The following is a 15,929-nucleotide window of genomic DNA, read 5'->3' on the forward strand; positions in this document are numbered from 1 at the left end:
AAGCGTGAGGAAACCAGCTGGCTAGTGCTTGCCTCGCAGCTTGTTGATGCCCATAACCACTGCGGTGACCACACAGCCCACGATGAACCCGGCGACGCAGGAGAAGGCGGTGTTCACGAGCCAGCCGAGCACCGCACCGGCGGATCCGGTGGCGTCATGGACGAGCATTTCCATGTGGTGAACAAAGCCGTAAGGGGCGTGGAAGCCTAGCTCGTCCATGCCGACCAACAGCAGGTGACCACCCACCCACAACATCGCCACGACGCCGACCTTACCTAGGACCGACATGAGAATCGGCATGCCCTTAACCAGTCCGCGGCCAACTTTCTGCGTAAACCTGGAGGACTTCTGGGCCAGGTGCAGGCCGACGTCATCCATCTTCACGATCAGGCCAACAACCCCGTACACACCCACCGTCATGATGACAGCGATCAGAACGAGAATCAGGGCCCGGTTGAGCAGGGTTTCATGGGCTACCTCATTCAGCGAGATGACCATAATCTCGGCGGAGAGCACCAGATCGGTTCGCACGGCAGCACCGATAATGGACTTCTCATCCCGCACACCATCAGCGCTACCGGAACCGTGAGGCTTGATGACACCTACGGCCTCGAGGACCTTTTCAGCTCCTTCGAAAACCAAATAGGTACCACCGATCATCAAGATCGGGGTCAACGCCCACGGGGCGAATTGTGACAGCAGCAAGATGACCGGCAGGATGATCAGCAGCTTGTTTCGGATGGATCCAACGGCGATCTTCCAAATGATGGGCAACTCACGCTTGGGCGACAACCCTGCAACGTATTGCGGGGTGACCGCTGCATCGTCGACCACCACGCCTAGTGACTTGACGCTGGCTTTGGCAGCGCCCACGGCAATGTCATCCAGAGACGCGGCGGTGAGCTTGACGAGTGCTGCGATGTCATCCAGTAGTGCTACGAGGCCACCGGCCATGCCAAAACTCCTTGTTTAGTATCATTCATCAGCCGGGCAGCCGTCGTGTTGAGTGTCGACGGCAGCCCCGCTTGGATGCAAATTCACCTGAAGTTTACAGCCCTGACGCCCCGATTGGCCGCAGCTACTTTCGCAGGAAACTCAGCAGCGCGGCATTGACCTCCTGCGCATGCGTCCAGAGCAGACCGTGCGGAGCCCCTTCCACTTCCACATATTCGGCCGCGGGCAAAGCAAGGCGGAACTTCCGTGCTGTGGCATCGATGGGCAGAATGTTGTCCTTGGTGCCGTGCAGGATCAGCGCAGGTAATCCGCTGGCACGCACAGCGTCCACATCCGCACGGAAGTCTTCCACCCATGCAGGAACGACGGCGTACGCAGCCATGGGTGCGCTGGCGGTTGCCGTGTTCCAGCTTGCCGTCACTGCTTCCTGGCTGATCCGTGAACCAAGATTCTCGTCCAGATTGTAGAAATTGCTGAAGAAGCTGGTGAACCAGGCGAAACGGTCATCCTTGGCCTGGGCCTCGATGCCGTCAAAGACTTCCTGGGGAACGCCGTCGCTGTCCACCAAAAATGGCTCAAGGGAGGCAAGGAAAGCAAGCTTGGCAATGCGTGCGTGGCCGTAGGTGGAGACGTACCGTGCTAGTTCGCCGGTGCCCATGGAGAAGCCAACCAACACCACATCGTTCAGGTCTAGGGTCTCGATGACGGCGTTGAGGTCTGCAGCGAAGGTGTCGTAATCGTAGCCGGTACTTACCTTGCTGGACTGGCCGAAGCCGCGGCGATCGTAGGTGATGACCCGGTAGCCGGCCTCCAGCAGTTCGCGTGTTTGGCGCTCCCAGCTGTGGCCGTCGAGCGGATAGCCATGAATCAGGAGGACAGCCTGCCCGGTGCCGTGGTCCTCGTAGTACAACTCGATGTCTGTGCTGTTTTGCGATCCCACTTCGATGTACGCCATGGAGTACTTCCCCTTTGTGTGTTGGTCCTGTTTGTTCAGGCCCTTTAGAAAGCCTATTGGCCGCAAGGGACACGCGCCATGGCTCTGGGAGTATTCCTTAACAAGCTGACCATGGTGGAACCGCTGCAAGGGGCGCAATGGTGAAACGATCCCGACTATTCAGGGATCAACTATGACGGCACTGGGCCGGTGGAACAGCGCTTCACGAGAGTTGGCACCTCAGCCGCACAGCTCACCGCGGACTCCCCCGCCGGCTGAGCTGTCTGCGCCACATGAGAAAGGAGCAGTTCTGCGGCCAGTTCGCCATAGGCAGCCACATCGTGCGACAACGCCGAGACGCCAGCCAGCTGACACTGCACCGAGTCATCCCACGCCAGAACGGAAACCTGATCCGGCACGGCTAGGCCCAGTTCGGCGAGGGCCGCCAAGCCACCCATGGCCATGACGGCGTCGTCGTAAATGATTGCTGTGGGTTGCGTGGCCTCAATAGTTGAACCAGTAGTTGAACCAGCATTGCCGCCCGCATATGAGCCGGCAACTGAGCTCGCGCTCGCGCCACCCACCTCGGCGAAAAGTTCGGCCGTCAGCGCTTTGCCGCTGTCAAAGCTATATTCGCCGTTGCGCTGGCACCCGGCTCCCCCCGAGGCCGCCATCATCTGCGTATAAACCTCGGTGCGCTGGAGGGTATGCAACAGCTCCGGCGGGCCTGCGATCCGGCCAATGCGCTGGTGCCCCAACGCCATCAAGTACCGTAGCGCCTCGACCATGGCAGCCCTATCGTCGGTGAAAGCCGCGGGATAAACGTCGCTAATCGCGGGATCGCCAATCACCACTGCGGGCAGCCCCAATTCTTGCAACAGCGGCACCCGGTCATCATCTTGGCGCAGGTTCATGAGTATGACCCCAGCAATCCCGCCCTGCTGCGCCCAACGGCGATACGTGGCAATTTCCTTCTGCGGATCCGCTTGCAGCATGACCAAAAGGCTTCGCCCAGCCTGCGCCAACCGTGACTCCACACCACGAATAAATTCCTGATGATAAGAGTCCAGTTGGCCGGGCTGAGCGGAACGCAGAAGCACCAAGCCCACCGGTTTGATCGTCGGACCACCGGGGTCCTTCGGCAGTGGCTTGGTGCTCCCTGGGCTCATCATGCAATCAGACTACCCTTGCACCAGATCGTTGGCGCAACGCAGCACAGCGGCGCTGCATAGCGCTTCTGGATCCAGCTTTTCACCCATAACCTGGAACGTGTGTTCGCTACCAGCCACCAGGGTGATCAGGGAGGAATCCACCCGCGCCGCAGCATCCACCCGGTCCGGGAACAAGGCAATATCCTTGACCAAGGCATGGGCCTGAACCGTCACAGCAACGCCGCCCTCGATCAGCTGGGCAGATGCGCTCAATGCCGCTGCCGGATCCGCCAAGGCCAACTCCGTATCCTCAACAAAGTAGCCAAAGGCAGGCGCCAGCTCGAGCCCGGCATCAAGCGCGCACACTTGGATGAACTCGGCAGTTGCGTCGCCTGGCTGAGTAATCTGCGCGGGCAATAGGTATGTAGCCGCATCGCGGGCAGGAATGCAAACACTCAACAGCTCCTGCGCCAAGACCGCCCCACCCATTCCGGTGGCTAAACGCTGAAGCTGCAACGCCGCCGTCAAAGGCTCATCCGTATCATTGTGCAGCACAACGGACAGGCCTCCTTCGCGCGGCTGAATGGTGGCCAGGCGCGGCGCGTACACATGCTTCAAAGCGTGCCACAGGGGCTTGCGAATACCGTGGCTGTCCACAGCGGCCCAGGAAACCACTGGCCAGGAATCGTTGAGCTGCCACGTGACGGTTCCCTGGTTGAGCGGGAACAGGCTGCGGAAGTGCTCAATGCCAAACGCCACCGCACGGGCCTGGTTCAGCTGCGTGGCCCAGTGCCAGTCCTCGATGGATTCCGGCTGCGGCAGGTGTTCGCCGAGGCCACGCTCCAGCTTCAAGTTTCCCTGATCAGCCTTTTGGTGAACCAGCATCTGCTCCCCGTACGGGGCCAAGGGCTCATCGTGGACAACGCTGGTCAGCGTGGACCAGGCCGGCGGGCCCTGGAAACCGAATTCAGAGGCGAACCGTGGCTTGTACGTGGCGTAGTGGGAGTAATCCTTTTCATTCCAGACGTCCCAGATGTGTGTGGTCCCGTGGCGCGGATCATTGGGGTGCATGTGGTCACCATAGGAGAAAGGACTACCTGCTGAATACCGGGTGCGCGGGTCAAGTTCGCCCACAATTTCCGGCAGGATTTCCCGGTAGTAGCCCTCTCCCCAAGTACGGCCAGCCAGCGGAACCTGCCAATTCCACTCCACCCAGCCCCAGATGTTTTCGTTGCAACCGTTCCACAGCGCCAAGGAAGCGTGAGCGCTGAGTCGGGTGACCGCTTCGCGTGCCTCAGCAATGACCTCCGAACGCAGCGGCTCCTCCTCCGCGTAGGCGGCACAGGCGAACAGGAAGTCCTGCCAAACCAAAATGCCCAACTCATCGCATACGTCATAGAAGTCTTCGGATTCGTACATGCCCCCGCCCCAGACACGCAGCAGGTTCATGCCCGACTCAGCGGCATCGCGGATGGAAGCCTCGATGCTTTCGCGGGTGATCCGGGTGACCAGCGCGTCGTCCGGGATCCAGTTCGAGCCCCGGATGTACACATCGGCGCCATTGACGCGGAATTTGAAGGACGTGCCATCGGCGTCGGGATCGGTGCGGACCTCAATGGTGCGGAAACCAACGCGCAAGGCCCGGCTGTCGGTGCCGGCATTACTCAGTTCAACGTGAACCTCATGCAGCGCCTGCTCGCCGTGTCCGCGCGGCCACCACGGGGCCACATCCGGGACCCGCAACACCGAGGTGGCAACGCCGTCGGCCGATCCCACGCTCACAAGACTGCGGTGGCCGGCCACGGAAATACTCAACTCGGCCGTTCCCAACGCAGCGGTGCCGCCGTCCCATTCCAGCTCCACGTGAGTTTCGAGCACACCGGTGCCGTCGGGATCCAGCGTTGCTAGCGGGCGGACTGAGGCAATACGCGCCCCAGACCACGATTCGATCCGGATGCCCTTCCAAATCCCGGCCCCCGCAATGTCGATGCCCCAGTCCCAGCCAAAGTTGCACGCCATTTTGCGGACGGCGTTGTACGGGTGGTGGTTCACCTGCGGCCGCGGCCCAAGCAGCTCACTCTGCTCGCGGGCGTACGTCACGGGCGCGCGGAAATCAATGATCAGCTCGTTCTCGCCCTGGACCAGGAACTCGCGCACATCAAAGCGGTAGGAGCGGTGCTGGTTTGCCGTGCTGGCCACCACCTTGCCATTGAGGCGAATGGTGGCTGCCGTATCCAGCCCGTCAGCCACCAGATCATGGCGCGCATGCTGCCCGTTCGCAACATAAACACGGTGCGGTACTGCCAATCCGTGAGCCCGATCCAGGCCAGCTTCTGTTCGTTATTTCCGTCAAAGGGGTCCGGAATGAGCCCGGCCCGCAGGAGATCAGTGTGTACTTCGCCAGGTACGACGGCGTCAACAGCCTCAGCGCCCAGCGTCACTCCCGCCGGGAGTTCAGTGGTGGGACAGAGCTGCCAGCGGGTCCCGCCAGCGCTGCTCAGGTCGGTCACGGTGGGTGCGGCGAGCAGGTCAGTGGTAACGATAGTCACTGGGCAAGTCTCTTTTCCGGGTTGGGGGCTGCTTCTGCGAGAAGCTGGGTGTAGGGGTGTTGCGGGTTGAGGATGACCTCATCGGACGGGCCTGCTTCTACAATTTCACCCTGATACATGACCATGATTTCGTCGGAGAAGTGCCGGGCCGTCGCCAGATCGTGGGTGATGTAGAGAACGCCTAAGTTTTTTTCGCGTTGCAGATCGGCCAGCAAGTTCAGCACACCCAGGCGGATGGAGACATCCAGCATGGAGACTGGTTCATCTGCCACCAGAATCTTTGGCTCAGGTGCCAAGGCACGGGCAATGGCCACCCGCTGGCGCTGTCCACCGGACATCTCGTGGGGATGCTTGTGGGCTGCTTCGGGATCCAAGCTGACTCGGGTAAGGAGTTCGGCGACTGCCGCATCTACCTCTTCGGGTGTTTTCGCTTTGCCGTGGAGCTTCAACGGACGGGCCAAATGATGACCCACGGTGTGGAACGGGTTCAGTGAGGCGAAGGGGTCTTGGAACACCATTTGAACATCACGGCGGTATTGGCGAAGGCCAGCACCGCGGCGCTGGACGGGAACGCCGTCGAGCATGATGTTTCCGCTGGTGGGACGCTCCAACTGCATCAGCAATTTGGCGATGGTGGATTTTCCGCTGCCGCTTTGACCCACCAAGGCAACGGTTTTGCCAGATTCCACCGTGAAGCTTGCGTTTTTGACGGCCTTCAGGGCGCGCCCGTGCCAGCCGCCGCGCAGCCGATATTCCTTGACCACGTTGTGAAATTCCAGGCTGCTCATGAGATTCCTTCCAAAGTGCGCCCGTGGCGGATGAAGTCTCCGCGTTCACCTGTCAGGCTGGGGAACGAGTTCAGGAGTTTGCGCGTGTACTCGTGAGTGGGGTTGGTATAAACCTGACGGGCGTCGCCGAGTTCCACAATTTCCCCGCCGCGCATGACGGCAATGCGGTCGCTAATTTCCAGCAGTAGTGGCAGATCATGGGTGATGAATATGACGGCGAAACCAAGCTCCTCACGGAGCCGGGTGATTTCACGCAAGATCTCGCGTTGCACCACCACGTCCAGGGCCGTAGTGGGCTCGTCCATGATCATGATTTGCGGATCGAGTGCCATGGCCATGGCGATCATGACGCGCTGGCGCATGCCTCCGGAGAGTTCGTGCGGGAAGGAACGGACCCTGTTGCGGTTGACACCCACACGTTCCAAGAGATCCCCGCAGAGTTCCCGGCGCTCTGCCTTGGCCATGGCGGGGCGGTGAGTGGTGAAGATGTCCTCAAGTTGGGATTGGATGTTCAGCACGGGGTTCAGGGAGTTCATGGCGCCCTGAAAAACCATGGAGATCTTGTTCCAGCGGAAAGCACGCAGCGATTCACCCTTGAGATCATTGAGGACAAAGTTGCTCCCGTCCTTATCGTGAAAGGTAGCCCGGCCAGAAACAATCCGGGCCGGCGGTTTCAGCAGCTGGTTCACCCCGTAGGCCAGCGTGGTTTTACCACAGCCACTCTCCCCCGCCAGGCCAAGGATCTCCCCGCGGCCTAAGGACAGTGTGACGTTTTTGACGGCGTGGACGATGTTTCACCTTGGTAGTCAATGCTGAGGTTTTCAATGCTCAGGACTGCTTCTCTTTCAGTTGCATTCACGGCCGCTTACCTTCCTGTTCCAGTGGACACTGCGGCGTCGGCGCTGGGTTTGGGTGCGTTCTTGGCCCAGCGCTTGCGGGTGGCGAGGGTTTGATCGCGCAGCTTGGGGTTGATGATCTCGTCAATGGAGAAGTTGATCAGGGACAGTGCGGCACCAAAGAGGGCGATGAGCAGTCCCGGTGGGACAAACCACCACCAGGCACCCAAGCGCAAGGCCAGGCCATTCTGTGCGTAGAACAGCATGGAACCCCAGGTCCAGGTGCCTGAGGCGCCCAAGCCAATGAAGGCCAGGCCGGCTTCGCCCAGAATGGCGAAGATGACGGCGAACACCATTTGAGAGGCCAGCACGGGCATCAAGTTGGGCAGGATTTCTACCAACAGGATGCGCCAGGTCTTTTCCCCGGAGACCCGGGATGCGGCCACATAATCGCGGTTGCGCAGGCTCAGGGTTACCGCGCGCAAAACTCGCGCACCGCCGGCCCAGCTGGTCAGGGCCAAGACCCCAGCGATCAGCAGCAGGCCCTTGTCCGGGACGTAGCTGGAAATGACGATGACCAGGGGCAAGCCGGGGATGACAAGCATGACGTTGGTGATGAGGGAAAACCCTTCATCGACCCAGCCGCCTATGTAAGCACCCACAATGCCGAAGAATGCTGAGGCCACAATGGCCATCAGACCAACAAGCACCCCGATGATGAGCGATCCTCGAGTGGCGTAGGCCAACTGAGCCAGCACATCCTGGCCGGTCTGGGTGGTACCCAGCCACATGCCGTTGCCCGGTGCGGCCAAGGTGTCATTGCTAATGGCGTTGGGATCACCCAGAACCCACGGACCCACAAGGCCAAAGAGGGTGATGGCCCCAGCGATCGCCAAGCCAGCCACGAGCTTAGCTGAGCGTGGCCGACGTCGTACCTTCTTCGCTTTCACGGGCGCAGGGGCAGCGGCGGGACTCTGTACTTCAAGAGTTGTTTCCATTGTGTTCCTTCCGGCTAAGCGCGCACGCGGGTGCGGGGGTCGATGAGGGCGTAGAGGAGGTCGACGAGCAAGTTGGCGCCCAGGACGGAGATGGTGATGACGAGGAAGATGCCTTGCATGAGTGCGTAGTCGTTGCTTTGGACGGCGGTCAACAGGGCCGAGCCGATTCCTGGGTAGGAGAAGACCATCTCGGTGACGATGGATCCGGAGACCACAAAGCCCAGTGAGATGGCGAAGCCGGAGAGGGAGGGCAATACGGCGTTGCGGGCTGCGTAGGAGGTCATGATGCGGCGCGGGTGCAGGCCCTTGGCTTCGGCGGTGACGATGTAGTCCTCGGAGAGGGTGGAGACCATCATGTTGCGCATGCCCATCATCCAGCCGCCAATGGAGGACAGGACGATGGTGAGGGCCGGCAAGGCACCATGATAAAACACGCTAGAGATGAAGTCCCAGCTCATGCCGGGTTGGACTGAGTAGACGTCGTAGCCGCCGCTGAGCGGGAACATCTGGACCTTGCTGGCCAGCAGGAACAAGAGCACCAGTGCCAGCCAGAAGTACGGGACCGCTTGGAACATGGTGGTGACGGGGATGACGTTATCCAGCCAGGAGCCGCGCTTCCAGCCCGCTAGTTGGCCCAGCGCAATGCCCACCACGAAGGAGATGATGGTGGCGACGCCGATCAGACCGATGGTCCAGGGCAGCGCCTCGCCAATGATGTTGGTGACGTTGGCGGGAAAGTACGTGACCGAAACGCCCAGGTCACCGCGGAACACGCTGCCCAGGTAGCTCAGGTATTGGAGAATGAGTGGTTGGTCGGAGTTGGTGCCGAGCAGCAGCTCCAATGCGTGCCGTGTGGACTCCGAGACGGGACCCTTCGCGGAGAGCTTGGAGATCAGGATGTCTACCGGATTACCCGGCATCCACCGGGGCAGGAAGAAGTTCAGTGTCAGGGCTGCCCACAGGGCCACCACATAAAAAACCAGTTTTTGAAGATAAAACCGCATTCCTGCTCAACCGTCCGTTCTGTTGCTCGACACCAACGCCACGGCTACTTCTTGGCCGGGGTCAGTGACTTCAGCACGATGCCGTTATCCCATGATTTCCACGACGCGGCGAACGCGTACTTGTCATCATTGGTGGGCCAGCCGGTGGCACGATCGGTGTTGAATTCGGTCAGTGTGGAGTTCACGTAGATCGGGATGTAGGGCAGATCGCGGACAATCTCCTTCTGGATGACCGCGTACGATGCCTTCTGCGCAGCCTCGTCTTCAGTTGAGGCAGCCTTGGCCAGTTCGGCGTCGACCGTTTTGTTCTGGTAGCGGGCATAATTACCACCCGTGGAGGCGTCCTGGCCAACCTTGGCCGTGGTGGAACTGTTGAAGCGAGGCTGGTAGGTGTAGTACGGGTTATCCGAGGCGCCCAGACCAATGGAATCCAAGGTCAGCTCGAAGGTGCCCTTGGTTTGGTTGCTGCTCCACTCGTTGTAGGAGAGCTGGATGGACTTGAGCTCAATGCCGGCTTCCTTGAGCTGGCTGGTCAGGACCTGCACGGCGGAGATGTAGTCGCTCCAACCGGCAACCACCTGCACCGTGACGCTCACGCGCTGGCCATCCTTGGCGTAAATACCATCGGAACCCTTGGCGTAGCCTGCATCTTCCAAGATGCCGGTGGCCTTGGCGACGTCGGCACTCTGGTTAATTTCGACGTCGTCCGGGTTGGCGATCCACTTCTTATCACGCTCCGGCAGTAGCAATGTGGGAGAAGCTGCAGCGGCGAAATCTCCCGCGGCCAGCTTGTTCAGCTGGGTGCGGTCCATGGCGTTGAAGATGGCCTGGCGGACGGCCACATCCGTCTGCGCACCCTTGCATCCTAGGGCTGCGTTGGAGCAGGAGAACAGCGAGGTTGTCATAGCCGGGGTGTTGACGTAGCTGAGGTTCTTTTGAGTCCCAATCATCTGCTTGAGATTGGGGAGGAAGGAGCTCATCCAGTCCACTTTGCCGGCCACGAGAGCTGCACTGGCGGCATCTGCCGTAGCGAGGGAAATGTACTGAACATTGTCAATCTCCGGCTTACCGGCTTCCCAGTAATTGGGGTTCTTTTCCAACACGTAGGACTGTGCGTTGAATGATTTCACCTTGTACGCGCCGGTGCCCACGGGGTTTGCGTTGATGGTGGTGGTGGGATCGGTAACTTTCGACCAAATGTGCTCTGGGATGATGGCCTGGTTGCCCAGGATCTGCGGTTCCTGCATGAACGAGCTCTTCTCGAACGTCAGCACCGTGGTCTTCTCATCCGTGGCTTTTGCCGTGGCGTTCAGGCCGCTCGTGTTCAATGCGGGGTTCTCATGGATCAAGTTGAACGTGTAGGCGACGTCCTTGGAGGTCAGCGGCTGGCCGTCTGACCACTTGACGCCTTCGCGGTTGGTGATGGTCAGCTCGGTACCGGCATCATTCCAGCTGTACGCGGTGGCCAGGATGGGGGTCGGCTCAGAGGCGGCTGCGAGGTTGTAGTAAAACAGTGGCTCGTAGATGACACCCTGGGTGGGCTGGAGCATGGTGGGTGAGAACGGGTTCCAGTTCTCGGAGATGGCCCCGGTTGCTCCATTGAAGACGGTAATGGCGGAGTCTCCGCCACCGGCTGAGTTCTTGGAACTGCCTGTGTCACTGCCACAGCCGGACAACGCCAGGAGCGAGGCTGCAGCAACAGCCACAACACTCATGGCGAGTTTGCGCTTCTTGAGATGAGACATCTTTGACCGTTCATTGAAGATTCACAGCGCATCGGGGCGAATGTGATCCACCGCACTGTGTGCGCCGTTTGAAACGCATAGATACTTTTATATTGGACTTAATTAAGTCTGTCAACAATGTTTTTTGAAGACGGTTCAGGCTTGCTTATTGGGTCGTAATGTGACACAGGCCATAGTGGGTGGGGTTGGACTTGGCGGTGGTTGCGGGGCTCGGGGCGGTAGCGGGTGAGTGTCCTGGGGCTTGAGACTGGCGGAATTCAGGCCCTGGACCGTGATTCGGGACTCGAGTGTCCAGTTAATGTACGTTTGAACCGCGAAAACAGCCTTAACCGTACGTTAAGTGGACACTCGAGCCGGGTTGGCACGGAGGATTACTCAACCGGAGCGAACAGGGCCGGGACGGTTGCGGGTGGCAGGACCGGGTAAGGCGGGGCCAGGCAAGGCGGGGCAGAGCAGGGCGGGGCCGGGCAAGGCGGGGCAGGGCATGGTAGGACATGGCAGGGCAGGTCCGTGCAGGGCATGGTAGGACATGGCAGGGCAGGTCCGTGCAGGGCCGGGCTGGGCTCGGGCTGGGCTCGGGCTAGATGTGGCGGTGGCGGAATTCAGGCCCTGGACCGTGATTCGGGACTCGAGTGTCCAGTTAATGTACGTTTTAGCCGCGAAAACAGCCCAAACCGTACGTTAAGTGGACACTCGAGCCGGGTTGGTACGGAGGGTTGCTCAACCGGGGCGAACAGGGCCGGGACGGTTGCGGGTGGAAGGACCGGAGAGGTCCGGAGCGGGGCGGGGCTCGGCAACAGAGCTCCGTGCGTTCTATTTCTTCTCGGTGGCTGCAGGTTTCCGTTCAAGTTTGTCCTGCAGGGCCAACGTCGCGGCGCCAAGAGCTGCGGCATCGCGAGGGCTGGCCGAGGGAACCACACTCACCGTGTGCACTCCCCTGGCCAGAGTGCGTGAATCCAGCGCCTTTTGTGCGGCCTCGAGATAAATGGCCGCGCACGATGTGAATCCGGGACCGGCCAGCACCACCATGTCCACGTCAAATAGGTTCACGAGCGTGACAATGCCGCAGGCCAGTAATTCCGCTCCGTCGCGAATGATGGTCAGGGCAGCCTCATTGCCCCGCGAGGCGAGAATGCCCAACTGGGACATGGCGTCCTCAACATTGTCTCGGGAGATCTCCCCCAAACCGGCCGACGGCGGCGCCTGCCTGGCCCGCTCCACAAGAACCGGTGGTGCTGCCACCAATTCCAGACAGCCCCGATTGCCGCAGGTGCATTCGGGTCCGCGGAAATCCACGCTCACATGCCCCAGCTCCCCGGCATTGGAACTGCTGCCGCGATACGGCATTCCATTGACCACCAGCCCGGAGCCAATGCCCGTCGCCAAATACACCGTGGCATACGCGGCGTGCTTGTCCGTGGTCCCCAACCAATATTCGCCGACGGCGGCTGCCGTGGCGTCGTTGTCAATGACGATCGGCAGACCCGTTGCCGTCTCCAGCTCATCAGCCAAGGCAAATCCGGAGAGGTTTTCCAGATACGAAACATTGCGCAGGTATCCGCCGGAGATATCCAGCGGACCAGGCATCGCGACCCCAATGCCGGCAATGGTGCTGCGGTCCAGGCCAAGGTTGTCAATGAGTTCCGCCACGGCATCGGCGAGAAATGCGACAATGACCTGTGGGTCCAGGTCCGCAACACCACGCAAAACCTGCCGGCCCACAATGTCTCCGGCCAGATTCGCCGCGACAATTCCCACCGATGCAGCACCGAGCTGCACACCGATGGCCGTCATGGAATCATGGTTGAGTCGCAGCAATGTGCGTGGCTTGCCTCCCGTGGATTCCGCCTGTCCAACTTCGCGCACCAATCCCTGAACCAACAAGTCACGCACCAAATGGGTGATGGAGGCCGGGGTTAGCGACGTTTCCCGGACCAGCTCAATCCTGCTGGTGGGTTCGGTGGCTCGGATAATATCCAGCACCCTGCCACGAGAATCTTGCCGGAGCGGAGCCTTAACCTTGATCATGATTCGATACTAGTGGCACTCATGAGGCGCTTCCGCCCGCATCAAGCGCCTCCAACAAGACCACCACCGAATGCTCAGGCTGCAGCGGCGGCATGGCGAGTCCAGCCGCAGCGAGCATGGCACCACTGAGCCGAATCCCGCCGTCGTTCATCCAAGCAGGCGAATCATTATTGGTCCCCAAAGGGGGCTTGGGACCAACATGACTGATGGCGTAGCTTCGCGCCGGGTCCAAGCCTGTCAGCCGCACTGGGGCAGGCGGCCAGCAGCTGGGCCGGGACAGGACCGTGAGCTCAAAGAGGGCAGCCGAACGGTCTGCGGCAATGACGCCGTGGGCGCTGATTTCCGGGGTTGGATGGTCCACCCGGACCACGTCGCCGCTATGCAGCAGCTCCCGCTGTTCCTTGTAGAGCTCAATCCAGCTGCTCAATTCTGCCTGTTCCGTTGGGGTGAGGACTGTGATGTCCCATTCAATGCCGTAGTGGCCAAAGAGCGCGGTGGCGGCCCGGAATGAGAGGTCATGGGTGCGCCCGGTGGTGTGCGACTGCGGGCTGCCCACGTGGCTGCCGACCAGTTCCGGCGGCAGTAATTGTGCCGTCCAGCGCAGGATTTGCGCGCGTTCCAGCGGGTCGATGCAGTCGCTAGCCCAAATCCTGTCGGTGTGCTCCAGAATGCCCAGATCCACGCGTGCACCACCTGAGGAACATGATTCAATCTCCAATCCCGGATGAGCCTCCTTCAGGGCAGTGAGCAAACGGTAGGTAGCCAAGGTCTGTTCGTGGACGCCTGCGCTTCCCGTTGCCGTGGATCCAGCCTCAAGCAAGTCACGGTTGTGGTCCCACTTGATGTAGCCAATGTTGTAGGTACTCACCAACTCACTGATGCGCTCCAATATGTAAGCGAACGCTTCCGGGATGGCAATGTTCAGGACCTGTTGCGAACGTGCTGCCAGCGGGAGTCGGCCTGCAGGCTGGAGGATCCATTCCGGATGCTCACGCGCCAACAAAGATTCTGGATTGATCATTTCGGGTTCGAACCACAGCCCGAATTCAATCCCCAACGTCGCCAGGTGGTTGCTGAGCGGATGAAGTCCCTCCGGCCAGACATCTTCGTCTACGAACCAGTCCCCCAGACCAGCGGAATCGTCGCGGCGCCCGCGGAACCAACCGTCGTCGAGCACAAATCGCTCAACGCCCATTTCGCCAGCCTTGTCGGCCAGGGCCAGCAAGCGCGTCAGGTCGTGATCGAAGTAGACGGCCTCCCAGGTGTTGAGGGTGACGGGGCGCGGGGTGCTCGGGTGCTGCGGACGGGCGCGCAAGTAGTTGTGGAACTGGCGTGCGGCCGCATCCAGGCCGACTCCGTGACAGCCATAAACCCAAGGAGTGGTGTAGCTGGCACCAGCTGAGAGGACCACCTCGCCCGGCAGCAGGAGCTCCCCACCGCCCAAGATGGTCCGGCCCGTGGCGGTGCGCTCAACATAAGAAACGTGATTGCCACTAAAGCCAACATGGAGGCCCCATACCTCTCCGTGCCCAAAATCAAAACCGTGTTCGCCGGCAATCAGCACCGTTGCGGCGTCGGCTCCCGTGCGCCCGCGGCGGTTCTCGCGCAGATGCGTACCGACGGTGATATCGCGACGCTGCGGGGTGCGTTCCTTGCTCCAGCGCCCGGCCTGATCCAAAGTTTCGGTGGCGCTGCCAGACACCGGAAGTGCCACGAGCAGCTGCTCAAGGTTGTAATCGCTTTCACCAAGGTTTCGCACGGTAGCGCGCAGGCGCAGGAGCCCGGAATCGAGCAGCTCCATGTCCACCGTGAGTTCCAGCTGCGATTCGCGATCGACACCACGTGAGGTGACGTTGTTGCCCTCGAGCGTGTGGCCCAATTCGCTGAACTTCGGGGTCCACGCCTGTCCGCTGCGGTGGCCGCGCAGACCAGGAATGCCCATCCATCCGGAGGAAAGTTCGGGCACCACGCTCACCCGAACAGGGATGTCAACGGAATTCTCCAACCCTAGCTGGGCGTTGTTGGCAAAGTCCTCAAGCTCGACGCCGGTCACCTCGCCGAGGTCTGCGCCCCAGTGCAGAATCTGTGGCAGTTCGGTCTCTGTCAGCCGAAGAACAACTCCGGTGTGGCCTGCACGCAACTGGAGGAGCGTGGGTTCCGACCGCGTGGGCTCAGACATTAACGGTCTCCAACCAGATGCTGGCGAGCTCGGCATGGCCCAGGGACGTTGGGTGAACGCCGTCGTTGGCAAGAGCAGTATTGCCGCCACCGTCGGCTGCCAGGGCGGTAAGACGCTCATGGGCAGGGACCAAAACGGCGCCGAATTCGGCGGCCAACCGGGCCACGGCATGCTGCTTATCCCGCAGATCCTCCGCCCAGTCCTGTTGGCCTGCTGTGACGGGGAGCAGGAAAGGCTGGACCAGGACGATGCGCTGAAAGTGCGGCTCGGCTTGCGTCAACAGCTCGCGGTAACCCTCTTCAAAGGCCGCCGCGGTAGTGGGCTCATTGCTGTCAAAGCGGCGCCAGGTGTCGTTAATGCCGACCAGTATGGAGAGCACCTGCGCACTACTGCTGAGCACGTCCTTTGCCCATCGGCGTTGCAAATCAACTACCCTGTCACCACCAATGCCCACATTACTGACGGCGACCCCCTGCTGAGCTACTTCGGCGGCGATGAAGTTGACGTACCCATCGCCCAGCCCTCGCGGGTCCTCACGACGGCCACAATCGGTAACACTATCGCCGGCAAAAAGGATGCTGCGCTGTTGAGACTTTTCCACACTGACTCCTGACCACTTAAACTTTGTTTAGTGACTAATGTAAGTCACGTTTAGGGCACGCGGCGGCAATCGCGCCACTATTACGCACCGAGTCAACAGGCCATTTCACCCATGACGCGATAGAGCGTTGTGGCTGTCCAGCAACCGCAGGCGTCGCCTGCC

The 15,929-nt window shown here is 60.6% G+C and carries 11 protein-coding genes and 2 pseudogenes; all 13 read right to left on the reverse strand.

Going from position 1 to position 15,929, the window contains the following annotated elements; genetic code table 11:
- Positions 1-21: 21 nt before the first annotated feature.
- Positions 22-954 (reverse strand): DUF808 domain-containing protein, encoded by a 933-nt coding sequence (locus AS189_RS12600; RefSeq protein ID WP_062289483.1) that lies wholly within the window; start codon positions 952-954, stop codon positions 22-24.
- Positions 955-1,078: 124 nt separating this feature from the next.
- Positions 1,079-1,909, reverse strand: coding sequence for an alpha/beta fold hydrolase (locus AS189_RS12605; RefSeq protein ID WP_062289486.1), 831 nt, complete (start codon positions 1,907-1,909; stop codon positions 1,079-1,081).
- Positions 1,910-2,079: 170 nt separating this feature from the next.
- A complete protein-coding gene (locus tag AS189_RS12610; protein ID WP_082634280.1) occupies positions 2,080-3,060 on the reverse strand; it encodes a LacI family DNA-binding transcriptional regulator in 981 nt (326 codons plus the stop codon).
- 9 nt (positions 3,061-3,069) lie between these two features.
- Entirely contained in the window at positions 3,070-5,058 is a 1,989-nt protein-coding gene (locus tag AS189_RS12615) for a glycoside hydrolase family 2 protein (protein ID WP_424581573.1), read from the reverse strand.
- Positions 5,059-5,588 (reverse strand): annotated as a pseudogene (locus AS189_RS21265) (glycosyl hydrolase 2 galactose-binding domain-containing protein); the annotation flags it as partial. It abuts the gene before it with no gap.
- On the reverse strand, positions 5,585-6,376 hold the full coding sequence (locus tag AS189_RS12620; protein WP_062289493.1) for an ABC transporter ATP-binding protein: 792 nt from the start codon (positions 6,374-6,376) through the stop codon (positions 5,585-5,587). The pseudogene AS189_RS21265 and the gene AS189_RS12620, both read right to left, overlap by 4 nt.
- Positions 6,373-7,208 (reverse strand): annotated as a pseudogene (locus AS189_RS12625) (ABC transporter ATP-binding protein). Before AS189_RS12625 ends, AS189_RS12620 begins: the two are co-directional and overlap by 4 nt.
- Before the next feature lie 33 nt (positions 7,209-7,241).
- On the reverse strand, positions 7,242-8,210 hold the full coding sequence (locus AS189_RS12630) for an ABC transporter permease (protein WP_062289496.1): 969 nt from the start codon (positions 8,208-8,210) through the stop codon (positions 7,242-7,244).
- Positions 8,211-8,224: 14 nt separating this feature from the next.
- Positions 8,225-9,214: an ABC transporter permease gene (locus AS189_RS12635; protein WP_062289510.1), complete on the reverse strand. Its 990-nt coding sequence runs from the start codon at positions 9,212-9,214 to the stop codon at positions 8,225-8,227.
- 44 nt (positions 9,215-9,258) lie between these two features.
- Positions 9,259-10,959, reverse strand: coding sequence for an ABC transporter substrate-binding protein (locus AS189_RS12640; protein WP_062289513.1), 1,701 nt, complete (start codon positions 10,957-10,959; stop codon positions 9,259-9,261).
- Between the two features lie 813 nt (positions 10,960-11,772).
- On the reverse strand, positions 11,773-12,987 hold the full coding sequence (locus AS189_RS12645; RefSeq protein WP_062289516.1) for an ROK family transcriptional regulator: 1,215 nt from the start codon (positions 12,985-12,987) through the stop codon (positions 11,773-11,775).
- A 19-nt stretch (positions 12,988-13,006) separates the two neighbouring features.
- Positions 13,007-15,166, reverse strand: coding sequence for an alpha-galactosidase (locus AS189_RS12650; RefSeq protein WP_062289518.1), 2,160 nt, complete (start codon positions 15,164-15,166; stop codon positions 13,007-13,009).
- Positions 15,159-15,767 carry an SGNH/GDSL hydrolase family protein gene (locus AS189_RS12655; RefSeq protein WP_062289521.1) on the reverse strand — a complete coding sequence of 203 codons (609 nt, stop codon included), beginning with the start codon at positions 15,765-15,767 and terminating at the stop codon, positions 15,159-15,161. Before AS189_RS12655 ends, AS189_RS12650 begins: the two co-directional genes overlap by 8 nt.
- Positions 15,768-15,929: the final 162 nt, after the last annotated feature.

The organism is Arthrobacter alpinus, from assembly GCF_001445575.1.
GTDB lineage: Bacteria > Actinomycetota > Actinomycetes > Actinomycetales > Micrococcaceae > Specibacter > Specibacter alpinus_C.